Annotated in this window: 21 protein-coding genes; 7 read left to right on the top strand and 14 right to left on the bottom strand. The window is 52.7% G+C overall.

Going from position 1 to position 22,325, the window contains the following annotated elements; translation table 11 throughout:
- Positions 1-84: 84 nt before the first annotated feature.
- From trpS to SK33_RS01520, 12 genes are all read right to left on the bottom strand, one after another.
- Entirely contained in the window at positions 85-1,089 is a 1,005-nt protein-coding gene (gene trpS, locus SK33_RS01575; RefSeq protein WP_003023564.1) for a tryptophan--tRNA ligase, read from the bottom strand.
- Entirely contained in the window at positions 1,082-1,840 is a 759-nt protein-coding gene (gph, locus tag SK33_RS01570) for a phosphoglycolate phosphatase (protein ID WP_003837920.1), read from the bottom strand. Before gph ends, trpS begins: the two co-directional genes overlap by 8 nt.
- Entirely contained in the window at positions 1,833-2,510 is a 678-nt protein-coding gene (gene rpe, locus SK33_RS01565) for a ribulose-phosphate 3-epimerase (RefSeq protein ID WP_003023561.1), read from the bottom strand. The genes gph and rpe overlap by 8 nt, the downstream gene beginning before the upstream one ends.
- Positions 2,511-2,527: 17 nt before the next feature.
- Positions 2,528-3,364 carry an adenine-specific DNA-methyltransferase gene (gene dam, locus SK33_RS01560; protein ID WP_003023558.1) on the bottom strand — a complete coding sequence of 279 codons (837 nt, stop codon included), beginning with the start codon at positions 3,362-3,364 and terminating at the stop codon, positions 2,528-2,530.
- 117 nt (positions 3,365-3,481) lie between these two features.
- The gene (gene damX / locus SK33_RS01555) at positions 3,482-4,783 is read right to left on the bottom strand and encodes a cell division protein DamX (protein WP_048218772.1); all 1,302 of its coding nucleotides are present in this window, start codon (positions 4,781-4,783) and stop codon (positions 3,482-3,484) included.
- Positions 4,784-4,879: 96 nt separating this feature from the next.
- Positions 4,880-5,968 (bottom strand): 3-dehydroquinate synthase, encoded by a 1,089-nt coding sequence (aroB, locus tag SK33_RS01550; RefSeq protein ID WP_003837915.1) that lies wholly within the window; start codon positions 5,966-5,968, stop codon positions 4,880-4,882.
- A 57-nt stretch (positions 5,969-6,025) separates the two neighbouring features.
- Entirely contained in the window at positions 6,026-6,547 is a 522-nt protein-coding gene (aroK, locus tag SK33_RS01545; protein WP_003023552.1) for a shikimate kinase AroK, read from the bottom strand.
- A gap of 404 nt (positions 6,548-6,951) precedes the next feature.
- Positions 6,952-8,172, bottom strand: coding sequence for a DNA uptake porin HofQ (hofQ, locus tag SK33_RS01540; protein ID WP_407056793.1), 1,221 nt, complete (start codon positions 8,170-8,172; stop codon positions 6,952-6,954).
- Positions 8,102-8,515 carry a HofP DNA utilization family protein gene (locus SK33_RS01535; protein ID WP_048218774.1) on the bottom strand — a complete coding sequence of 138 codons (414 nt, stop codon included), beginning with the start codon at positions 8,513-8,515 and terminating at the stop codon, positions 8,102-8,104. Before SK33_RS01535 ends, hofQ begins: the two co-directional genes overlap by 71 nt.
- A complete protein-coding gene (locus SK33_RS01530; protein WP_048218775.1) occupies positions 8,505-8,960 on the bottom strand; it encodes a HofO family protein in 456 nt (151 codons plus the stop codon). Before SK33_RS01530 ends, SK33_RS01535 begins: the two co-directional genes overlap by 11 nt.
- On the bottom strand, positions 8,944-9,483 hold the full coding sequence (locus tag SK33_RS01525; protein WP_048218776.1) for a PilN domain-containing protein: 540 nt from the start codon (positions 9,481-9,483) through the stop codon (positions 8,944-8,946). Before SK33_RS01525 ends, SK33_RS01530 begins: the two co-directional genes overlap by 17 nt.
- The gene (locus SK33_RS01520) at positions 9,483-10,262 is read right to left on the bottom strand and encodes a hypothetical protein (RefSeq protein ID WP_003837907.1); all 780 of its coding nucleotides are present in this window, start codon (positions 10,260-10,262) and stop codon (positions 9,483-9,485) included. Before SK33_RS01520 ends, SK33_RS01525 begins: the two co-directional genes overlap by 1 nt.
- Positions 10,263-10,382: 120 nt before the next feature.
- On the opposite strand from SK33_RS01520, the gene mrcA reads away from it, so the two are divergent.
- The gene (mrcA, locus tag SK33_RS01515) at positions 10,383-12,935 is read left to right on the top strand and encodes a peptidoglycan glycosyltransferase/peptidoglycan DD-transpeptidase MrcA (protein WP_048218777.1); all 2,553 of its coding nucleotides are present in this window, start codon (positions 10,383-10,385) and stop codon (positions 12,933-12,935) included.
- A 55-nt stretch (positions 12,936-12,990) separates the two neighbouring features.
- Here the strand turns inward: mrcA and nudE are convergent, their stop codons facing one another.
- Positions 12,991-13,551: an ADP compounds hydrolase NudE gene (gene nudE, locus SK33_RS01510; RefSeq protein WP_003023537.1), complete on the bottom strand. Its 561-nt coding sequence runs from the start codon at positions 13,549-13,551 to the stop codon at positions 12,991-12,993.
- A gap of 322 nt (positions 13,552-13,873) precedes the next feature.
- Between nudE and igaA the strand changes: the two genes are divergently transcribed.
- The 4 genes from igaA to hslO all read left to right on the top strand — a co-directional run bounded on the left by igaA (position 13,874) and on the right by hslO (position 18,055).
- Complete coding sequence (gene igaA / locus SK33_RS01505) at positions 13,874-16,009, top strand: intracellular growth attenuator protein IgaA (RefSeq protein ID WP_003023535.1); 2,136 nt, start codon at positions 13,874-13,876, stop codon at positions 16,007-16,009.
- A 62-nt stretch (positions 16,010-16,071) separates the two neighbouring features.
- Positions 16,072-16,740, top strand: a complete 669-nt coding sequence (yrfG, locus tag SK33_RS01500) for a GMP/IMP nucleotidase (protein ID WP_003023533.1) — start codon at positions 16,072-16,074, stop codon at positions 16,738-16,740.
- Positions 16,741-16,750: 10 nt separating this feature from the next.
- Positions 16,751-17,152 (top strand): ribosome-associated heat shock protein Hsp15, encoded by a 402-nt coding sequence (gene hslR / locus SK33_RS01495; RefSeq protein WP_048218778.1) that lies wholly within the window; start codon positions 16,751-16,753, stop codon positions 17,150-17,152.
- A 24-nt stretch (positions 17,153-17,176) separates the two neighbouring features.
- Complete coding sequence (gene hslO / locus SK33_RS01490) at positions 17,177-18,055, top strand: Hsp33 family molecular chaperone HslO (RefSeq protein WP_003023531.1); 879 nt, start codon at positions 17,177-17,179, stop codon at positions 18,053-18,055.
- Positions 18,056-18,159: 104 nt separating this feature from the next.
- Here hslO and SK33_RS01485 read toward each other — a convergent pair whose 3' ends face one another.
- Complete coding sequence (locus SK33_RS01485) at positions 18,160-19,878, bottom strand: DUF4153 domain-containing protein (RefSeq protein WP_048218779.1); 1,719 nt, start codon at positions 19,876-19,878, stop codon at positions 18,160-18,162.
- A 378-nt stretch (positions 19,879-20,256) separates the two neighbouring features.
- Here SK33_RS01485 and pckA point away from each other — a divergent pair, with 378 nt between their 5' ends.
- Together pckA and SK33_RS01475 are read left to right on the top strand one after the other, a co-directional pair.
- Positions 20,257-21,879, top strand: coding sequence for a phosphoenolpyruvate carboxykinase (ATP) (gene pckA, locus SK33_RS01480; protein WP_003023529.1), 1,623 nt, complete (start codon positions 20,257-20,259; stop codon positions 21,877-21,879).
- Positions 21,880-22,001: 122 nt separating this feature from the next.
- Positions 22,002-22,319, top strand: a complete 318-nt coding sequence (locus SK33_RS01475; RefSeq protein ID WP_003847996.1) for a hypothetical protein — start codon at positions 22,002-22,004, stop codon at positions 22,317-22,319.
- Positions 22,320-22,325 lie beyond the last annotated feature (6 nt).

Raw genomic sequence — 22,325 nt, 5'->3', positions numbered from 1 at the left:
GCGCTTCACATTTTTTGAGGTTCACAAACCAACAGGCGAAAAAAAACCGGGCGTAACCCGGTTTCTTCAACAACACAGAGCGCATTACGGCTTGGCGACAAAACCAATCGCTTCGTAAACGGCTTTCAGCGTAACAGAAGCACGTGCGCTGGCTTTTTCCGCACCGTCTTTCATCACTTTCTGCAGGAAAGCTTCATCGTTACGGAAACGGTGATAACGCTCCTGAAGCTCGGTCAGCATACCGGAAACGGCCTCTGCGACTTCACCTTTCAGATGACCATACATTTTGCCTTCGAAGTGCTGTTCCAGCTCCGGAATGCTCTGGCCGGTGACCGCAGAGAGGATATCCAGCAGGTTGGAAACGCCCGCTTTGTTCTGCACGTCGTAGCGTACAACAGGCGGCTCTTCAGAGTCGGTCATCGCGCGTTTGATTTTCTTAACCACAGATTTCGGATCTTCCAGCAGACCGATCACGTTGTTGCGGTTGTCATCCGACTTGGACATTTTCTTCGTCGGCTCCAGCAGCGACATCACGCGCGCACCGGATTTAGGAATGAACGGCTCAGGCACTTTGAAGATCTCGCCATACAGGGCGTTGAAGCGCTGGGCGATATCGCGGCTCAGTTCCAGATGCTGTTTCTGATCTTCGCCAACCGGTACCTGGTTGGTCTGATACAGCAGAATGTCTGCCGCCATCAGTACCGGATAATCAAACAGGCCGGCGTTGATGTTCTCCGCATAGCGTGCGGATTTATCTTTGAACTGGGTCATACGGCTCAGCTCGCCGAAGTAGGTGTAGCAGTTCAGTGCCCAACCTAACTGTGCATGCTCCGGTACGTGAGACTGCACGAAAATTGTACTTTTTTCAGGATCGATACCGCATGCCAGGTACAGCGCCAGCGTATCGAGCGTTGCTTTACGCAACTGCTGAGCATCCTGACGAACGGTGATGGCATGTTGGTCAACGATGCAGTAGATGCAATGGTAGTCATCCTGCATGCTCACCCACTGACGCAGCGCACCCATATAGTTGCCAATGGTCAATTCACCTGAGGGCTGTGCGCCACTAAAAACGATGGGCTTAGTCATTTTTTGATTCCTGATTTTCGCTATGCGGAAGCCCGAGAGCGGGCAGTAGTTCATTAATACGGTCGTAAATAACGTCGGGCTGGCTCAGCGCGATCGACTCACCGTAGTTGTAGCCATAGGTCAGGCCAACGGACGGACAGCCAGCAGCTTTTGCCGCCTGAATATCATTGCGTGAATCCCCTACGAAGAGCATTTGCTCAGGCTTGATGCCAAGCTTGCTTGCCACCAGCAGCAGCGGATCCGGATGCGGTTTTTTATTCTGCACGTCGTCACCACCGATGACCACGCTAAAGTATTTGGCGATATCTAATGCTTCGAGTAATGGCGCGACAAACGGGGTCGGTTTGTTGGTCACCAGACCCAGCGGCAATCCTTTCGCATGCAGCGCGCCCAGCGTGTCGGCAACATCAGGGAACAGGAATGTCCCCTCTTCTGCGACATCACCGTAGTATCTGTCGAACAGCTTACGCAAAATACGTACCTGTTCCTCAGCGGGAATATCATCATCAACGGGCGGTTTACCCATCGTTTTACGTAATGTCGCGCGCTCCTGACGAGACCACGCCAGCGCGCGCTCCATCAGTACGTCTGCACCGTTACCAATCCAGGTGATAACGCGTTCTTCTCCGGCAACCGGCAATTCCAGCGCATACAGCGCCATATCCACCGCTGCGGCTAATCCCGGCGCGCTGTCGACCAGCGTGCCGTCGAGGTCAAATGCAGCGCCCCGAATATCCTGAAACTTATCCATGACTTACCTTCGCCAGTTCATTGCGCATTTCATCAATGACTTTTTTGTAGTCTGGTTGGTCAAAAATAGCGGAGCCTGCGACAAACATATCTGCGCCTGCCGCGGCAATTTCGCCAATGTTGTTCACTTTGACACCGCCGTCCACTTCGAGGCGGATATCGTAGCCAGATTCATCAATGCGACGACGCACTTCGCGCAGCTTATCCAGCGTTTGCGGGATGAAGGACTGCCCGCCAAAGCCTGGGTTAACGGACATCAGCAGGATCACATCGAGCTTATCCATGACGTAGTCCAGATAGCTCAGCGGCGTTGCCGGGTTGAACACCAGGCCCGCTTTACAGCCATGTTCTTTGATCAGCTGTAAAGTACGATCGACATGCTCGGAGGCTTCCGGGTGAAAAGTAATGATGCTGGCACCGGCGGCGGCGAAGTCCGGGACAATACGATCAACCGGTTTCACCATCAGGTGAACATCAATCGGGGCAGTGATGCCATATTTACGCAGCGATTTCAGCACCATCGGTCCGATGGTCAAGTTCGGTACGTAGTGATTGTCCATGACGTCGAAGTGCACAACGTCGGCACCGGCAGTCAGCGCTCTCGCAGTGTCCTCACCCAGGCGGGCAAAATCAGCCGACAGAATTGAGGGGGCGATCAAATACTGTTTCATCCGCTTCTCCTTGAGATTTATTTCTTCGCAGGCGTTACAACTCCTGGTTTATACAGTGCCAGCAGTTCGTTCACCTTTTTACGCGTGCCGCCATTGCTGCTTATGCTGCGCCGCACTTTGACCTGAAAATGTTTCGCCGCTCGGTACCATTCACGGGTATCGGGCGTATCGTGGTTCGAAATTAACACTGGGATCTGCTTACTGACCAGCTTTTCTGCCATCTCGGCCAAATGCGCCTGCTCTTTCGGGCTAAAGCTATTGGTGTGATACGCAGTGAAATTTGCCGTCGCCGAAAGTGGTGCATAAGGCGGGTCACAATAGACCACAGAGTTGCTATCCGCACGGTCCATACACTCTTCATAGGAGAGGCAATGGAACTCCGCATTCTGCGCTTTCTCAGCAAAATGGTACAACTCGGCTTCCGGGAAGTAAGGTTTTTTATAACGCCCAAACGGGACGTTAAACTCGCCGCGCAGGTTATAACGGCATAATCCGTTGTAACCAAAGCGGTTCAGATACAAGAACAGCACTGCTCTGCGGAACGGATCCTGGCTGGCATTAAATTCTTCTCTGAACCGATAGTACACCTCAGCCTGATTGGTTTCAGGCATAAACAGCTCACGAGAAGCCTGCACATACTCATCGGTACGCGTCTTCACGATGTTATAGAGACTGATAAGGTCGCTGTTGATATCGGCAAGAATATAACGAGAAAAGTCGGTGTTGAGAAACACCGACCCGGCACCCACGAAAGGTTCAATCAGGCACTCACCCTGAGGTAAATGCCGTTTAATATCATCAAGCAGGGGGTATTTCCCCCCAGCCCATTTTAAAAAAGCGCGATTTTTTTTCATGCTGACTAACTAATTACACCTTCTCCGGCTGTGGAGAAAGCTCCGACAGCATCCTGCGCTTTAGTCTTTGTCCCGCAATTGGGCGAAACAGCAAACCATTGCAGAACATATCCTATCTTACTTCAAATCGGCCTGAACCTGGTGCAGCGGTTTTGCCCACGGGTTTTTCGCCTGAATATCAGCGGGTAACGTAGACACTGCACGTTTCGCATCTTCTTTAGACGCATACACGCCTGTTACCAGAACATACCACGGTTGACCGTTACGCGTTGTCTGGTACACCACATAGTTCTTCAGGTTTTCTTTCTTCGCCCAACCGTTCAGGTTGTCGTAGTTAGAAGAACTGCTGAGCTGCAGCGTGTAATGGCTGGACGGCGCAGATTTTAACGCTCCAACGTTACCTGCACTTTTCGCTCCGCCAGCAACAGGTGTTGTCGTTGTTGCTGTCGCCGTTGGCGCAGGCGTTGCGGTCTGTGCTGGCGCCGTCGTGGTTGCTTTCGGCTCAACGGTCGCTTTCGGCGTAGCGGTTACCACAGGCGCTTTGGTTGTGGTAGTCGGCGCAGTTGCGGTTGGTTTTGCCTGGGCAACAGGTTTCGGCTCTGTCGGCGTCGCTTTCACCGTAGTTTGCGGTTTGCTCTTCGGCTCAATTACGGCCTGTTTACGTTCCTGATGCGTAGCCGCAGGACGTTCAGTCGTTTCCGTTTTCGCAGTCTGGCGCGCAGCATTACCATTACGCATCGGCGCAACGGTCGCAGGTTCGGTCGGCAGCGTAGAGTTAACCACAGCGTTGTTAACTTGCTCCTGGCCTTGCGGTTGTGTCAGAGCGTTGTTCAAATCGCCCTGCACTTCAACACGCTGCTGCCCTTCAGTTGCCGCAGGTGTCTGACCTTGAGTCGGGGTAGAGGAAATCGGTGGCAGGGAAACATCCTGCTGGGTATTGCCAGCAGTCTGCTCTGCGCCCGTTGCAGGTGTCGTTGCACTCGCCTGATCCGTTGCATTGCTGCCAGAGAGATCGATGCTCTTCTCACCAGATACTGCCTGCTCATTGGAAGAAGATGAGGGGGCTTTCAGCGCAGAACCAATGCCGATAATCAGCAGCAGCAGTACCAGAACACCCACACCCATCATCATATACTGGCGGGAGGCAGGCTTGCTGGCGGCTTTCTTACGCTTGCGCGGACGACGTTCTACACGCTCTTCATCCACGGTATCGTCATCAGATTCATACTCTTCTTCAATGTCCTGCTCTTCATCACGCTCTTTGCGTGCGCGCGCAGGACGGCGATCGTCAGCATCCAGATCAACATCATCAAAATTGATTTGCGGCTCATTATCGCGTTCAGACGATTGACGAGAACGACCAGTACGACGATCGCTGGGATCGGGTTTCAGCTCGTCTTCTGGTTTGAATTCATCCATTTAACACCCCACTCAAAGGTTAATGCTTACGACTTTGCACATAACCTGAAGCTAAAAGACCTACGTTTCGCAACGTAAGCCTGACCTTTCTTGTTGTTACGCCTGCTGGCAATCAGCAATAGCGTTAAGAACCACCTCGTGCGACACTCCGCCGCGCACTTCACTCTTCCCTATCGCTCGCGGAAGCACCAAACGAATCTCTCCCGCTAACACTTTTTTATCTCGCAGCATGTGCGGCAGATAAGCCTCAGTGGACATTTCACGCGGCCCATTCACCGGTAAGCCTGCTCGCTGTAACAGCGTAATGATGCGCTGCGTATCAGCGGAGGTGAACTGACCCAAACGTTCAGACGTACGGGCAGCCATTACCATACCAGCGGCCACCGCTTCACCATGTAACCAATTGCCATAACCCATTTCAGCTTCGATCGCATGGCCAAACGTGTGCCCCAGATTCAGTAAAGCACGTAAGCCCATTTCACGCTCGTCTGCTGCGACAACTTCTGCTTTCAGCTCACAACAACGACGAATACAGTACGCCATCGCCGGGCCGTCCAGACGCAACAACGCATCCAGATTGTCTTCCAACCAGCTGAAAAATTCACCGTCAAGAATGATGCCGTATTTGATCACTTCCGCCAGCCCCGATGCCAGCTCACGCGCAGGAAGCGTTTTCAGACAATCGAGATCCACCACCACGGAGGCCGGTTGGTAAAACGCGCCAATCATGTTTTTACCGAGGGGATGGTTTACGGCGGTTTTACCGCCAACGGAGGAGTCGACCTGCGACAACAGGGTTGTCGGGACTTGAATAAAACGAACACCACGTTGATAGCTGGCTGCCGCAAAACCGGTCAGATCGCCAATCACGCCGCCGCCAAGGGCAACTAACGTGGTATCACGACCGTGCGGTTTTTGCAGTAACGCGGTGAAAACCGTATCCAGAACCGTCAGGCTTTTATGCTGCTCGCCATCGGGAAGGATAACGCTATCAACGTTAACACCCGCCTGTTCAAGTACGCCGCGAACCTTATCGAGATAAAGGGGGGCCAGGGTTTCGTTGGTCACCAACATAACCTGATCGCCCGATTTCAGCGGTAAGAATGAAGCTGGTTCATTGAACAAACCAGCCGCGATGGTGATAGGGTAACTACGTTCCCCGAGAGTGACTGTGATCCTCTCCATTACGCGACATCCACCTTAGTTACTTGTACCCGCAGACGAGTGTGTATTCAGCCAGAATTAGTTGCTTTCCAACATATGAATAATCTGGTTTGCTACGACTTTTGCGCTCTGATCGTCGGTGCGAATGGTCACGTCAGCAATCTCTTCGTACAGAGGATTGCGTTCGTCAGCCAACGCTTCCAGAACTTCACGAGGCGGTGATTCTACCTGCAGCAGCGGGCGTTTCTTGTCACGTTGAGTACGCGCAAGTTGTTTTTCAATTGTCGTTTCAAGATAGACCACGACGCCACGCGCGGAAAGACGGTTACGTGTTTCACGTGATTTTACAGAGCCACCGCCAGTTGCCAGCACAATACCCTGTTTTTCCGTCAACTCGTTGATGACTTTTTCTTCGCGATCACGGAAGCCGTCTTCACCTTCTACATCGAAGACCCAGCCCACATCAGCTCCGGTTCGTTTCTCAATCTCTTGATCAGAATCGTAAAATTCCATATTGAGTTGTTGAGCTAACTGGCGCCCAATAGTGCTTTTTCCGGCACCCATAGGCCCAACCAGAAAGATATTGCGTTTCTCTGCCATTTTTTCGGTACTACTAAGACTATTCGTTAATGGTAAACCCGCTTCGCAGACACCCAGCGCAGCAGGACATGAACTGAAACCTCATAAGATATTGCGAGAGTCAGACTGAAAATTATCTCAATACTCAAGCGGGTTTGGCAACTGAATAAATCACCAAACCTAACGCATTTCTGGTCGTGGCAGGCATGCTACCCTGCAAACATCAGACCTGGCGACGTATCGCGCAGCCAAATGACACCCAATAAGCCTATGGCACACCACCGGAAAGGCAAAGCGTATTCACTGCCGCATAAGTAAAGAAAAGTACCGACGCTCAAATCGGTACTCCTTGTATGCTAAATACACCCTCACGTCAAATCCCTGAAACGTGTTCAGTGCAAAAACAACGGCTTTTCATGCATAAGTTATTCCGTTGAAACCAGTCTGGGCGTAATAAAGACCACTAATTCGCGCCGTTCATCTTCTTTACCATCATGGCGAAAAAGAGAGCCAAGCCAGGGAATGTCGCCTAATAGCGGCACGCTGTCGGCTGCGGATTTATTCTTATGTGAAAAAATCCCGCCAAGCGCAATCGTCTCGCCGCTTCTTACCTCGACCTGCGTTTCAATCTCTTGCTTGTCGATAGCCAGCACTTCGCCATCTGCCTGTTGTAGAACCTGTCCCGGAACATTCTGGCTGATATGCAGTTTCAGCCTGATTCTCCCTTTCTGCAACACCGTTGGCGTCACCTCCATCCCCAGTACCGCTTCCTTGAACTCGACGGATGTCGCACCGCTTTCACCGCTGGAGACCTGATAAGGGATCTCACTGCCCTGCTTAATACTGGCAGGTTGCAGGTGAGATGCCAGTAATCGTGGACTGGCAATGATATCCAGTTGCTGTTTTTGCTCCAGCGCAGACAACTCCAGTTCCAGTAAACGACCGTTAATACGGCCAATGTTAAATCCCACACGGGATGTGGCGGTGGCTACAGAGAGATCGCTGGCAAGCGTTGTGACATTCCCAACCGCCCCCGGTTGTTGTGCGTCAGCCAGTGACCACTTCACCCCCAGCTCACGCAAACTTTTTTCATTAATGGTGACGATATGCGCCGCCAGTTCAACCTGGGCAACCGGCAAATCCATTTGCGCTACCCACGTTTCCAGGGTGTCGAGAACAACACGATTGTCACGCAGCAGTAAGCGGTTGGTTCGTTTATCCACCGTCATGCTTCCTTTGGCACTGAGCAGCTTTTCTCCGGCTTTTACCAGCTCGGTGGCATCAGCATAGTGCAAAATGATGCTGCGATGTTCCAGCGGAAGACTAGCCTGAATCCGCGCCTGCTCGTTTTCCTGACGAGCCGCATTTTCACTCTGCCATTGAACAGAATGCACATGCAGGACGTTGCCTTCCTGACGTAATACCAGCCCAGCACTTTTTACCACCGTCTGCAATGCCTGCTTCCAGGGGACATCCGTCAAATGCAGCGACAGCACACCGCTGACATCCGGCGAAACCACCAGGTTTTTTTGTTCCTGTTCAGCCAGCGCCTGCAATACCTGCGTAACCGGCACATCATCGACCACCAGCGTCACGTTTTGCGGTTTCGTCGCCAGCGCGCTCGTTATCCCGACCGCCAGTGCCATTACTATCAACGCTCTCCATCGCTTCATTTACCGCTCCTTGTCGCTGCCACTGCCACCGCGGCGGTTCGCAGTTTTTTTCTGTGTCGAGGGTTATGTTCTGGGCCGTTATCTGCATAATCGTCCAACCGTTTTTCAGGACGTCATTTCGCTTAACCCGCCGCCATTTTTTCTGGCTATCCTGAACGATGCCGATGGGTCGCGTGCCCTGACTCACCATGCCCTGAAAACGCCATGTCGACAGCTCAGCAATTTGACAACGGTCCTCCGGCGGCAGGAAGGGATTACGCATACCGGTAAGCATCAGTACGCTTATACATGCCAACAACCAGCGTTCAACCATCATTCAGGCGCTCCAGCTGTAGCGTTAGCAGCAGCTCCGTGCCTTCTGCGCTAAGCGAAAATCGGCTGACGTTCATCCCCTGAGCCGCCAACTGGACAAACGTCAGCGGGATAGCATCCCAGGCCGATATCAGCGCCATCTCTCCCCCCTGAGCTGAGGGTTGCCAGTGGATAAGACGGGTAAGTGAATTCTGAAACAGCAGCGGGGAGAACAAGGTCAGTTTCTCTTCAGACTCTGCTGGTGATGCCGCCAGCAGATATATATCTCGCCATTGCATCTGAATAGCCGCACGTTGCTGGACCAGCGACTCGCGTTGCATAGTCCGCTCCCGCGCTACGGGGTAAAGACATAGCGTCACCAGTATGAGTAACCCCAACATCCAGCCGCACCAGCATATGATTCGAAAGCGTGGCGACTGCGCTAACCAGACATCACAGAGCGTCATCATGCGCACCGCTCCGTGTCAGTCGAAAGTGGAATTGCCAGCGTCCCTGCGCATCCTGCTGCGTTTCTCCAGGGCTGTTCAACATAAACAACGGCAACTGGCGTAATTGCGCTTCCAATGCCTTCAATGCGGCAAAGTTCAGCGTGTTTCCCGTCAGTTCCAGCGTGTCCTGCTGCCAGGTCATTTTTGTTAACCACGCCTGCTCCGGCAGTAATTCCGCCAGCCCTTGCAAAGCCCGCTGCCAGCTTCGGGTCTGCTCACGCTGTTTGTTCCGCGCCTGAACCTGCTGCCATCGTTGCTGGCGCTGTTGCACACGCGGCTTCAGCGCCATGAGGGCCTCGGCCCGCGTCTTTTCGGCGTCTGCCAGCAACAATTCAGCCCGATTTTCTACACTCAAAACGCTGTAATAGCGCAACAACACGCCAATACTAAGCAAGAGTGAAGCGCTAAATAAGATGCCCCAGAAGCGCAGGCAAGCGTAACGCCGAGCCTGACGCCAGGGCAGAAGATTAATGGTCGCAATCATCAGTACACGCCCCCCATAGCGAGTCCCAGCGCAATGGCGAAGTGATGGCTTTGCGTTGGAATGGGCGGCTGGCGTACAGACACGGCGCTTAAAGGATCGAAGCCGCCGGGGGAGCATTGCGCAATGGCTGTCGTGGGCAGAGATAATGTCGTGGCAAGCTCCTCGATACGGCCAATATCGCCCGTTGATTTACGTCCCCATGCTGAACGGGTCGCCCATAGCCACTGGGCATCATCACGCCATACCAGACACTGGTGATGCTCCGGCAGGAAGGGAATAAATCGCTGTAACGCGCTGGCGTCCGGGGTAATCGCCGTAACCTGCACCTTAAGGGTTTGGATAAGCGTCAGAAGCGCTGAAATCTCTTTGCTTTGCGCAGCAGTGACGTTAAACGCCGGGCTCAACGTGTCTTCGCTATAATCAAAATGCAGTGCATCCGGCGCCATATCCAGTTCACGCGCCATCGAACCGGACAACCATGCGGTTTGCTCTGGCTCGCGTAACGTCATTGTCGGACGAGGAAACTTTTTTTGTAACGTCCTGTTGGCGGGAAAAGAGAGATGAATATGGTGTCGGCGAGGGAGCTCCCGGCTCCACGACAGTAGCGCGGCGACCAGTTGTTCAGGCTCGCGAATATGACCATCGACGATAACCTGAGGCGTCAGCGGTATACGCCACCAGCGCTGCAGATACCAACCTGATGCTTCGCGAACGATAGCGACAGCCAGCACTTCATGTTGCTGAATATGCAGACCAATTTTCCAGATATTGAAAGCCATTGCTGATGATCTCCTTATCACCCGTCGCTTTAACGGGTATATCAATGCGTCTGGCTTGCCTTTATACTACCGCGCGTTTGTTTATAAACTGCCCAAATGCCACTAAATGGGAAATCTCCAGTGAAGTTCGTAAAGTATTTATTAATCCTTGCAGTATGTTGCATCCTGCTGGGAGCAGGCTCGATTTATGGCCTTTATCGCTATATCGAACCGCAATTACCTGACGTCGCGACGCTCAAAGATGTGCGTTTACAGATCCCGATGCAGGTTTACAGCGCTGACGGCGAGCTAATCGCGCAGTATGGCGAGAAACGTCGAATCCCGGTCACGCTGGATCAGATGCCGCCGGTAATGGTTAAAGCCTTTATCGCCACAGAAGACAGCCGCTTTTATGAGCACCACGGGGTAGACCCGGTGGGGATCTTCCGTGCGGCCAGCGTAGCATTGTTCTCTGGTCACGCGTCGCAAGGGGCGAGTACCATTACCCAGCAGTTGGCGAGAAACTTCTTCCTGAGCCCGGAACGTACGCTGATGCGTAAGATCAAAGAAGTGTTCCTGGCGATCCGCATTGAACAACTGCTGAGTAAAGATGAGATCCTCGAGCTGTATCTGAACAAGATTTACCTGGGGTATCGCGCCTATGGTGTGGGTGCTGCCGCGCAGGTCTATTTCGGTAAAACGGTGGATCAACTCAGCTTAAGTGAAATTGCGGTGATTGCCGGTCTGCCAAAAGCGCCGTCAACCTTCAACCCTCTCTATTCGATGGACCGGGCAACCGCGCGACGTAACGTTGTACTGTCGCGTATGTTGAGCGAAAACTACATCACGCAGGCCCAGTACGATCAGGCGCGCGGCGAGGCCATTGACGCCAACTACCACGCACCGGAAATCGCTTTCTCTGCACCATATCTGTCTGAAATGGTGCGCCAGGAGATGTATAACCGTTATGGTGAGAAAGCCTATGAAGACGGGTATCGCATCACCACCACCATTACACGCAAAGTACAGCAGGCAGCTCAGCAGGCAGTACGTAACAACGTGATGGATTACGACATGCGCCACGGCTACCGCGGCCCATCGAACATACTGTGGAAAGTGGGCGAAAGCAGTTGGGACAGCAAAAAAATCACCGATACGCTGAAAGCGCTGCCGACTTATGGCCCGCTGTTACCGGCGGTTGTTACCAGTGCCAATCCGCAGGAAGCCATTGCCGCGCTGGCGGATGGTACGTCAGTGTCATTACGCATGGATGGTATGCGCTGGGCGCGTCCTTACCGCTCGGATACTCAACAAGGCCCAACGCCGCGTAAAGTGACCGACGTGGTACAGGCCGGCCAGCAAATCTGGGTACGCCAGGTGGGCGATGCCTGGTGGCTGGCGCAAGTGCCGGACGTCAACTCCGCACTGGTCTCCATCAATCCGCAAAACGGCGCGGTGCTGGCACTGGTTGGTGGTTTTGACTTCAACCAGAGCAAGTTTAACCGCGCAACGCAGGCATTACGCCAGGTGGGTTCTAACATCAAGCCATTCCTGTATACCGCCGCGATGGATAAAGGTCTGACGTTGGCGAGCATGCTCAACGACGTACCAATCTCCCGCTGGGATGCCGGTGCTGGTTCCGACTGGCAGCCGAAGAACTCCCCGCCGCAGTATGCCGGTCCTATCCGCTTACGTCAGGGGCTGGGTCAGTCGAAAAACGTGGTGATGGTACGCGCCATGCGCGCCATGGGCGTGGATTACGCGGCAGAGTATCTGCAACGTTTCGGTTTCCCGGCACAGAACATTGTGCATACCGAGTCACTGGCGCTGGGTTCGGCTTCGTTCACACCGTTGCAGGTGGCGCGCGGTTACGCAGTGATGTCTAACGGCGGCTTCCTGGTCGATCCGTATTTCATCAGTAAGATCGAAAGCGATATGGGCGGCGTTATCTTCGAAGCGAAGCCGAAAATTGCCTGCCCGGAATGCGATATTCCGGTGATTTACGGCGATACCCAGAAATCTAACGTGCTGGAAAACAGTAACGTAGAAGATGTCGCCGTCTCGCAGGAACAGCAGAATGCCGCCGTGCCTATGCCGCAGCTTGAGCAGGCTAACCAGGCACTGGTCGCGCAAAGCGGCACACAGGAATACGCTCCGCACGTGATCAACACACCGCTGGCCTTCCTGATTAAAAGCGCGCTGAACACCAATATATTTGGTGAACCAGGCTGGATGGGAACCGGTTGGCGCGCAGGTCGCGATTTACAGCGTCATGATATCGGCGGGAAAACCGGAACCACCAACAGCTCTAAAGATGCGTGGTTCTCCGGTTACGGACCAGGCGTGGTGACGTCAGTATGGATCGGCTTTGATGATCATCGCCGCAACCTTGGTCATACGACAGCTTCCGGCGCGATCAAAGACCAAATCTCCGGCTACGAAGGCGGTGCGAAGAGTGCGCAGCCAGCATGGGATGCCTACATGAAGTCCGTGCTGGAAGGCGTGCCTGAACAGCCGTTGACACCGCCACCGGGTATCGTGACGGTCAATATCGATCGCAGCACAGGACAACTGGCAAGCGGTGGCAATAGCCGCGCAGAGTACTTCATTGAAGGCACTCAGCCGACGCAACAGGCGGTGCATGAAGTGGGGACGACCATTATCGATAATGGTGAGACGCACGAACTGTTCTGATCAAAAAAGGCGCTTAGGCGCCTTTTTTGTTGTTCGTGTATTAGCTGCAGAGAAATTAAAGCCGCCCCTGCCCTTTCAGCCATTCGCGTACGAGGAACAACGCACTGACATTACGCGCTTCGTGAAAATCAGGATCTTCCAGCAGGTCCATCAAATGCGCCAGCGGCCAGCGCACCTGCGGCAATGGCTCAGGTTCATCACCCTCCAGCGATTCAGGATATAAATCTTCTGCCACCACGATGTTCATCTTGCTGGAGAAATAAGATGGTGCCATGCTGAGTTTCTTTAAAAACGTCAGATCTTTTGCGCCAAACCCCACCTCTTCTTTCAGCTCCCGATTCGCCGCCTCAAAAATGCTTTCGCCAGGATCGATTAATCCCTTAGAAAAACCCAGTTCGTAAGATTCGGTCCCGACTGCGTACTCGCGGATGAGGATCATGTGGTCGTCAACAATCGGCACAATCATTACCGCTTCACGCGTGGATGGACGCATACGTTCATAAACGCGGCGTACGCCATTGCTGAACTCAAGGTCCACGCTTTCGACTTTAAACAGCCGGGATTGGGCGACGGTTTCCACTTTCAAAATCGTGGGTTTCTGTAATGATTTGCTCATTGTGAGGATCTTTGCTGTGAAATCTGGGGTTATTGTGCGATATACCGCACGGTTTCGGCAATGTGAATTGCCGTTTATTTACATTTATGTAACGTACTAAAAGTTAATCCCTATTTCAAATTAAAAGTCAATAGGTTGAAATAACTCCAGGAATTTGCTGATATTCCATTTTTAGTGATTTTGCTATGATTCGCTTTTACTGGGCTGTACTTAAAGATGCTCAAGTTCGACTCCACACTTGCCGATAGCCAACCACAGAATCACGAATATTGAACAGGGTGCGACTGACCACGCCTGACAGACTAAGTAAGATGGGGAAAGCATGAGCACCATTCTGATTTTTTTAGCTGCTTTGCTGGCCTGCTCATTGCTTGCAGGATGGCTACTCAAATCAAAATCCAGGCAGAAAAATTTACCCTTGAGCAGCGTTTTCTCAGACGCCTCGAAACGTAAACTCGCGCCTGAAGAACGCACTGCCGTCGAAAACTATCTCGAAAGCCTTAGTCAAATTCAGCAAGTACCAGGTCCAACTGGAGCCAGTTCTGCGCCAGTCTCATTAACGTTGAATGCCCAAAGTAATAGCGTCATCGTGCTTACTCGTTCGATTACACGTTACGGCATCACTACCGACGATCCTAACAAATGGCGCTACTATCTTGATTCCGTTGAGGTACACCTTCCCCCTTTCTGGGAACAATACATCAATGACGAAAATAGCGTTGAGATAATCCATACCAATACAATACCGCTGGTTATCTCGTTGAACGGCCATACGCTGCAGGAATATATGCAGGAAGCGCGTGGCTATGCGTTGCAGCACACCGCTTCTACCCAGGCATCCATTCGTGGTGAAGAAAGTGAGCAGATTGAACTGCTGAATATTCGCCAGGAAACCCATGAAGAATATGCGCTCAGCCGCCCTTCGGGATTGCGCGAGGCGTTGCTGATAACCGCATCATTCCTGCTGTTCTTTTTCTGTTTGGTTATCCCGAATACGTTTGTTCCATGGGCAGTCGGTGGCGCGGTGTTGCTGTTAGCTGCGGGTCTGTGGGGATTATTCGCCCCGCCGTCCAAAACCGCCCTGCGGGAAATTCATTGTCTGCGCGGTACGCCGCGTCGCTGGGGGTTGTTTGGCGAAAACGACCAGGAGCAAATTAATAATATCTCGCTGGGTATTATTGATCTGATCTACCCACCTCACTGGCAACCTTACATCGCCCAAGACCTTGGCCAGCAAACGGATATCGATATTTATCTCGATCGCCACGTTGTCCGCCAGGGGCGTTTTTTATCTCTGCACGATGAAGTCAAAAATTTCCCGTTGCAACATTGGCTGCGCAACGCCGTCATCGCTGGCGGCTCGTTGCTGGTACTGCTGATGCTGCTGTTTTGGATCCCGCTGGATATGCCGATAAAGGTCACGCTTTCCTGGATGAAGGGCGCGCAAACTATCGAAGCCACCAGCGTTAAACAACTCGAAAACGCGGGCGTTCGCGTGGGTGACACGCTGCACCTGAGCGGTACGGGTATGTGTAATATTCATACCCAAGGGAGCTGGAATGCACAGCCCACCACGCCGTTTATGCCTTTCGATTGCTCGCAAATTATCTGGAATGACGCACGCGCATTACCACTGCCCGAATCCGATTTGGTGAATAAGGCCACTGCGCTCACGCAGGCCGTGAACCGCCAGCTGCATCCCAAACCTGACGATGACTCTCGCGTCAGCGCATCGCTACGCTCGGCAATCCAAAAGTCCGGCATGGTGTTACTGGACGATTTTGGTGAGATTGTCCTGAAAACGGCCGATCTGTGTGCAGCCAAAGATGAATGTGTACGCTTAAAGAATGCGCTGGTTAACCTCGGTAACAGCAAAGACTGGGCCGCGCTGGTAAAGCGAGCGAACGCAGGCAAACTGGATGGGGTGAACGTGCTGCTGCGTCCGGTAAGCGCTGAGTCGTTAGATAATCTGGTGAATACCTCTACGGCACCATTTATTTCACGCGAGACTGCGCGAGCGGCCCAGGCGCTGAATAGCCCTGCTCCCGGCGGTTTCCTGATTATCAGCGATGAAGGCAGCGATCTGGTCGATCAGCCGTGGCCGACGACCTCGCTATATGACTATCCTCCCCAGGAACAGTGGAACGCCTTCCAGCGCCTGGCGCAGATGCTGATGCAGACACCGTTTCGCGCAGAGGGGATCGTCACCAATATTTCGACTGACGCCAATGGCACCCAGCACATTGGCCTGCACCGTATCCCGGATCGTTCAGGGTTATGGCGCTACCTTGGCACGACGCTGCTGATGTTCTCCATGCTCGGATGCGCTGTCTACAACAGCGTGCAGGCATTCAGACGCTACCAGCGTCACCGCACCCGCATCGCGGAAATTCAGAGCTACTACGAAAGTTGCCTGAATCCAACGCTGATTGACGACCCGGAAAGCCTGATTCGATAACACGCTTGCACGACAGGATATGCTACTCTGTCGCGCATCATGTTTTCTTGTGGGGAGTTTCCATGCATATCAATATTGCCTGGCAGGATGTCGACACCGTGTTGTTAGATATGGACGGCACGCTGCTCGACCTGGCATTCGATAACTATTTCTGGCAAAAACTGGTGCCGGAAACCTATGGCGCGAAGCAGGGTATCTCTCCCCAGGAAGCCCAGGACTATATTCGTCAGCAGTATCATGCCGTGCAGCATACGCTAAACTGGTACTGCCTGGATTACTGGAGCGAGTGCCTGGATCTGGATATTTGCGCCATGACAACGGAACAGGGACCGCGCGCCGTTTTGCGTGAAGATACCGTACCGTTTCTTGATGCCTTAAAAGCCAGCGGCAAGCGCCGTATTTTGCTCACCAACGCGCATCCGCATAATCTGGCGGTGAAGCTGGAGCATACCGGTCTGGCCTCACACCTTGATTTATTACTTTCCACCCACACATTTGGTTATCCCAAAGAGGATCAGCGGTTATGGCACGCTGTGGCTGAAGAAACGGGAATGAGTGCAGAGAAGACGCTGTTTATTGACGACAGCGAACCCATTCTCGACGCCGCTGCTCTGTACGGTATTCGTTACTGCCTCGGCGTGACCAATCCCGACTCCGGCATCGCCGAAAAGCAGTACGCACGCCATCCGTCACTGAATGACTACCGCCGACTGATCCCCTCACTGATGTGAAGGAGACGCCATGAAAGAAAAGCCCTCTACTGAAGTCAGGCTGGATAAATGGCTGTGGGCTGCACGCTTTTACAAAACGCGTGCGCTAGCCCGCGAAATGGTTGAAGGCGGTAAGGTGCACTACAACGGCCAGCGCAGTAAGCCGAGCAAGATTGTCGAGCTGAACGCCACCCTCACCCTTCGCCAGGGAAATGACGAGCGAACGGTCATTATCAAGGCCATTACCGAGCAGCGTCGCCCGGCAACGGAAGCCGTTACGCTGTATGAAGAAACCGCGGAAAGCGTGGAAAAACGCGAAAAAATGGCGCTGGCGCGTAAACTTAACGCGTTAACCATGCCGCACCCGGACAGACGACCGGACAAGAAAGAGCGCCGCGACCTGTTACGATTTAAACATGGCGACAGCGAGTGACTGTCACCTGCAAGAGAGATGATTATGCCGCAACATGACCAATTACATCGTTATCTGTTTGAAAACTTTGCCGTGCGCGGCGAGCTGGTGACCGTTTCGGAAACCCTGCAACAGATCCTCGAAAATCATACTTATCCGCAGCCGGTCAAAAACGTACTGGCTGAGCTGCTGGTTGCCACCAGCCTGCTCACCGCTACGCTGAAGTTTGCCGGTGATATCACTGTGCAGTTGCAGGGTGATGGTCCGCTGAGCCTGGCCGTCATCAACGGCAACAACAATCAGCAGATGCGCGGCGTGGCCCGCATGCAGGGTGATATTCCTGAAGATGCCGATTTGAAAACCCTGGTGGGCAACGGCTACCTGGTGATCACCATTACCCCGGAAGAAGGCGAGCGTTATCAGGGCGTGGTCGGTCTGGAAGGTGACACGCTGGCAGCCTGTCTGGAAGACTACTTCATGCGTTCCGAACAGCTGCCGACACGCCTGTTCATCCGCACTGGCGACGTTGATGGCAAACCCGCTGCTGGCGGAATGCTGCTGCAAGTGATGCCGGCGCAAAACGCACAGGCAGATGATTTCGATCACCTGACCGCCCTGACCGAAACCATCAAGGCCGAAGAGTTGCTGACGCTGCCGGCCAACGAAGTGCTGTGGCGCTTATACCACGAAGAAGAGGTTACTCTCTACGATCCGCAGGACGTTGAGTTCAAATGCACCTGTTCACGCGAACGCTGCGCAGGCGCACTGAAAACGTTGCCGGACGAAGAAGTTGACAGCATTCTGGCGGAAGAAGGCGAGATCGATATGCACTGCGATTACTGCGGTAGCCACTATCTGTTTAACGCCATGGATATTGCAGAGATCCGCAGCAACGCCTCCCCTGCCGATCCACAGGTGCATTAATCACCGTCTTGCCTGAAGGCGCTTATCAGGCCTACGGAAAAACTGTCGTAGGCCGGATAAGGCGTTCGCGCCGCTATCCGGCAAAAACGCTGTCGGCAACACACTCACTCGGTGTAATAAGTCATCGGCAGTCTTTTGCCATCAATAGTGATATCCCGCCAGATTCTGGGGGCTGAACCCAGTTGCTGATTCGCCACCGCCTGCAGCAATTTATCCTTATTGAATCCTTCTGGTAGCCTGGCAACAGCTAACAAATCCCATTTGTTTTTCTGCATGCCGAAGACCAGACTCTCCCCATCGCCAAAAGCATATAGCACCTGCTCAGGATGACCATCCGCATTGAGGTCCTGACTCACCAATACGCACGCATTCTGCTCAGCACAAGAGGTGATACGATACCCCTGTGCTTTGACAAACGTCCAGAACGCATCGTCTGGCTTCTCGCTTCCCGGAGCAATCACAACCTTCGATACTAACTGTGTTGCGGTTAGCTCTTTAACCGGATCCCGGCTCCCTTGCAGCAGAGAATTCAAGTCGCGTCTGCGCTTACTGTCTTGATTAAACGCCACATCTTTTTGTAATGCTTCCAACGCTGCGCGCCCCGGTTTTCCGCTGTGATCCAACATATACAGGCTGACCTGATCCGGTTTAATTTTCCCGCTGTGATACAGCCCCATATGGCTGCTAACGCTGATACGCCAGGCATCAATAACCGGCGACGACAGCAGAACCAACAGCCCCAATGCCAGCAACGAAACGCCAAGAATGACCGGCCCCTGAAGCTCAAGCGGATTGCGCCCGCGGCGTAAAATGCTGGCCAGATAGCCAAACGACCATACCAGCAGTACCACGACCACCAGCACGCCATACAAACGCTCAGGCGTCCAACCGTACTGCTGTATTCGCACCCACAGTGACCAACCGGCAATCAGCATATAGATGGGCGCGACAATCAGAGAGCATTTGATCAGGTAGCGTAACGCGCCAGGATAGGGTAACGCCTCTTTTTGCGGTTCACGCACGATAGCCATCAACAGCAACAGGAGCAGCGTCAGCGTTGACATCAACCCGGCCGCAGACACGCGTTGCGAAATAGCCTCCAGTCCGGTGAAGGGCAAGGTCAGTATGAACATCAGCGCCAACAGCGCGACCAGAGGTAACAGACCGGTGGCAATAAACGTCAGTAATTTTTGTACCGCCGTGACCAAACGCGACTGTGTACGAGCCAGTACCACTGCCAGTGCGGTAATCAGACCAAAGGCCACATAGCCAAACCAGTCGGTATCAAAGAAGAGCGTGCTGAAGAAGGGAGTACCGACCAGCTTAAACATCTCGCTCCATAGCAGGAGCACCAGCCAGAACAGACCGTTGGCGACAAAGACAATCAGCAACGTCAACGCATTAAGCCACAATTGCCGATAAAAATGCGGGTAACGCGCCTGCTCACGAGAGACATGAAGCGAGTACTGAATCCAGGGCAAGGCAAGCATCGCCATCAGCAGTAAGCGCCAACCGTAGAACATAAAAACTTCATGTTGCCGCCACTTATCACTGTCCTCGACTTGCCACTTTAGCCAGACGCTCATCGCCAGCACCACAACAAAGATCAGCGCCATCCAATACCACAGCGCGCGTTGTTTGAAAGAAACGACATTAAGCAAAAGTGCCGAGGTGATCGCAATCGTCGCAGGCATGCCATAGAACAGCCAGCCGTCGTTATGGGGCACCAGATATGTCATCAGCAGGTAGCATAATGCCCCCTGCAGCAGGCCGATAAATATCATGCCCAAACGCGTCGTACGTGAAATTTCAGCACTATCCATGTCAGTTTCCAGAATGAAGGGAAAAGCTAATTATCGCATCAACTTCACAATTTTGAGCATTGGTAGGCTGATTTCAGACTAACGCGACGGGAAGTGAATCGATATTGTATATGTATGAGTTACGTTATTTTCTTACGTGAATGCGATTACACTCACAAGATTCCCGCCAAAAACACTCTTCATTAACGTTTTAAGAACATTTTCCACAACAAAAAAGGGTTTCCTGCCATAATATCCGCCTCTTTGTGACAGGAGTCGCAGCGTATTCGGTAACCCGTGATTTTCCCGGATGCGTAAATCTATGAGCCTTGTCGCGGTTAGCAATCCCTAAAAAACCTTACTATTCCAGGTAATACATATTGGCTAAGGAGCAGTGAAATGCGTGTGAACAACAGTTTAACCCCGCAAGATCTCAAGGCTTATGGTATCAATGACGTTCAGGATATCGTTTACAATCCAGACTACGACACGCTTTTCCAGGAAGAACTTGATCCAAACCTGGAAGGTTATGAACGTGGCGTGTTAACGAATCTGGGCGCCGTTGCCGTTGATACCGGTATCTTTACCGGACGTTCGCCAAAGGATAAGTACATTGTCCGTGACGACACCACGCGCGACACGCTCTGGTGGTCCGACAAAGGTAAAGGTAAGAACGACAACAAACCGCTCTCCCCGGAAACCTGGCAGCATCTGAAAGGATTAGTTACCCAGCAACTTTCCGGCAAGCGCCTGTTTATCATTGATGCATTCTGCGGCGCTAACGCCGATACCCGTCTTTCCGTGCGCTTCATTACCGAAGTTGCCTGGCAGGCGCATTTCGTCAAAAACATGTTCATCCGCCCAAGCGACGAAGAGCTGGTTGATTTTAAACCGGATTTCATCGTGATGAACGGCGCTAAGTGCACCAACCCACAATGGAAAGAGCAGGGTCTGAACTCTGAAAACTTCGTGGCTTTCAACCTGACTGAGCGTATCCAGCTGATTGGCGGCACCTGGTACGGCGGCGAAATGAAGAAAGGTATGTTCTCCGTGATGAACTACCTGCTGCCGCTGAAAGGCATTGCCTCCATGCACTGCTCAGCAAACGTCGGGGAAAAAGGTGATGTGGCAGTCTTCTTTGGCCTGTCCGGTACCGGTAAAACAACTCTGTCCACCGATCCGAAACGTCGCCTGATTGGCGATGACGAACACGGCTGGGATGACGACGGCGTATTTAACTTCGAAGGCGGTTGCTACGCGAAGACCATCAAACTGTCTAAAGATGCCGAGCCAGAAATCTACAACGCAATTCGCCGTGACGCGCTGCTGGAAAACGTCACCGTACGCGAAGACGGTTCCATTGATTTCGATGACGGTTCCAAAACCGAGAACACTCGCGTTTCCTACCCGATTTATCACATCGATAATATCGTTAAGCCAGTGTCAAAAGCGGGTCATGCAACGAAGGTTATCTTCCTGACTGCCGACGCATTTGGCGTGCTGCCGCCGGTTTCTCGCCTGACAGCAGACCAAACTCAGTACCATTTCCTGTCTGGCTTCACCGCCAAACTGGCCGGTACCGAACGCGGCGTTACCGAACCGACCCCAACCTTCTCTGCCTGCTTCGGCGCAGCATTCCTGTCTCTGCACCCAACGCAGTATGCAGAAGTGCTGGTGAAACGTATGCAGGCGGCAGGTGCGCAGGCGTATCTGGTTAACACCGGCTGGAACGGTACTGGCAAACGTATCTCTATCAAAGATACCCGTGCGATTATTGACGCCATCCTGAACGGTTCGCTGGATGACGCAGAAACGTTCCGTCTGCCGATGTTTGACCTGGCTATCCCGACCGAGTTGCCGGGCGTGGATACGCGCATTCTCGATCCGCGTAATACCTACGCGTCTCCAGAGCAGTGGCAGGAAAAAGCCAATGCACTGGCGAAACTGTTTATCGAGAACTTCGAGAAATACACCGACACCCCTGCGGGTGAAGCGCTGGTTAGCGCCGGACCGAAGCTGTAATTTTTGATTCGTTATATAGCCCCTTATCCGAGAGGGTAAGGGGTTTTTTATTGTGTTTATCTTTTAAAATGTACTCCGTACACCTATAATCTGTACTATCAACCCCATGCGCAGGACGCGCTATGTTCACATTTATTGAGCTACAAGGATTTAGTAAACGCCGTCCGTTACTTTTGCCTGACGATGAGTTTCGCGCTTTTCAAGAGGCGCTTATAGAGAACCCTGAGGCTGGAGATACTATCGCTGGTACAGGTGGATTCAGAAAAATTCGCTGGAGTCGCTCTGGTATGGGCAAACGCAGCGGTATTAGGGTTATCTATTACAACGTGACGCGCAAAGGTCGAATCTATCTCGCTTTGCTCTATCCTAAAAATGAACAGGATGATTTAACCGAAGAGCAAAAAAGAGTTTTAATGCACTTATCCAATATGCTGATTTAATCATGG

The sequence above is a fragment of the Citrobacter sp. MGH103 genome (assembly GCF_001034475.2).
Lineage (GTDB): Bacteria > Pseudomonadota > Gammaproteobacteria > Enterobacterales > Enterobacteriaceae > Citrobacter > Citrobacter freundii.
This window is presented reverse-complemented; position numbering and strand designations above follow the sequence as displayed.

Bases quoted from the DNA above. Each gene is read 5' to 3' on its own strand.
- pckA (WP_003023529.1), top strand. From the start codon at position 20,257: ATGCGTGTGAACAACAGTTTAACCCCGCAAGATCTCAAGGCTTATGGT.
- hslO (WP_003023531.1), top strand. From the start codon at position 17,177: ATGCCGCAACATGACCAATTACATCGTTATCTGTTTGAAAACTTTGCC.
- hslR (WP_048218778.1), top strand. From the start codon at position 16,751: ATGAAAGAAAAGCCCTCTACTGAAGTCAGGCTGGATAAATGGCTGTGG.
- SK33_RS01520 (WP_003837907.1), bottom strand. From the start codon at position 10,262: ATGGCTTTCAATATCTGGAAAATTGGTCTGCATATTCAGCAACATGAA.
- SK33_RS01525 (WP_048218776.1), bottom strand. From the start codon at position 9,483: ATGATTGCGACCATTAATCTTCTGCCCTGGCGTCAGGCTCGGCGTTAC.
- yrfG (WP_003023533.1), top strand. From the start codon at position 16,072: ATGCATATCAATATTGCCTGGCAGGATGTCGACACCGTGTTGTTAGAT.
- SK33_RS01485 (WP_048218779.1), bottom strand. From the start codon at position 19,878: ATGGATAGTGCTGAAATTTCACGTACGACGCGTTTGGGCATGATATTT.
- SK33_RS01530 (WP_048218775.1), bottom strand. From the start codon at position 8,960: ATGATGACGCTCTGTGATGTCTGGTTAGCGCAGTCGCCACGCTTTCGA.
- rpe (WP_003023561.1), bottom strand. From the start codon at position 2,510: ATGAAACAGTATTTGATCGCCCCCTCAATTCTGTCGGCTGATTTTGCC.
- trpS (WP_003023564.1), bottom strand. From the start codon at position 1,089: ATGACTAAGCCCATCGTTTTTAGTGGCGCACAGCCCTCAGGTGAATTG.
- igaA (WP_003023535.1), top strand. From the start codon at position 13,874: ATGAGCACCATTCTGATTTTTTTAGCTGCTTTGCTGGCCTGCTCATTG.
- dam (WP_003023558.1), bottom strand. From the start codon at position 3,364: ATGAAAAAAAATCGCGCTTTTTTAAAATGGGCTGGGGGGAAATACCCC.
- damX (WP_048218772.1), bottom strand. From the start codon at position 4,783: ATGGATGAATTCAAACCAGAAGACGAGCTGAAACCCGATCCCAGCGAT.
- aroK (WP_003023552.1), bottom strand. From the start codon at position 6,547: ATGGCAGAGAAACGCAATATCTTTCTGGTTGGGCCTATGGGTGCCGGA.
- gph (WP_003837920.1), bottom strand. From the start codon at position 1,840: ATGGATAAGTTTCAGGATATTCGGGGCGCTGCATTTGACCTCGACGGC.
- hofQ (WP_407056793.1), bottom strand. From the start codon at position 8,172: ATGGCACTGGCGGTCGGGATAACGAGCGCGCTGGCGACGAAACCGCAA.
- nudE (WP_003023537.1), bottom strand. From the start codon at position 13,551: ATGAGCAAATCATTACAGAAACCCACGATTTTGAAAGTGGAAACCGTC.
- SK33_RS01475 (WP_003847996.1), top strand. From the start codon at position 22,002: ATGTTCACATTTATTGAGCTACAAGGATTTAGTAAACGCCGTCCGTTA.
- aroB (WP_003837915.1), bottom strand. From the start codon at position 5,968: ATGGAGAGGATCACAGTCACTCTCGGGGAACGTAGTTACCCTATCACC.
- SK33_RS01535 (WP_048218774.1), bottom strand. From the start codon at position 8,515: ATGATGGTTGAACGCTGGTTGTTGGCATGTATAAGCGTACTGATGCTT.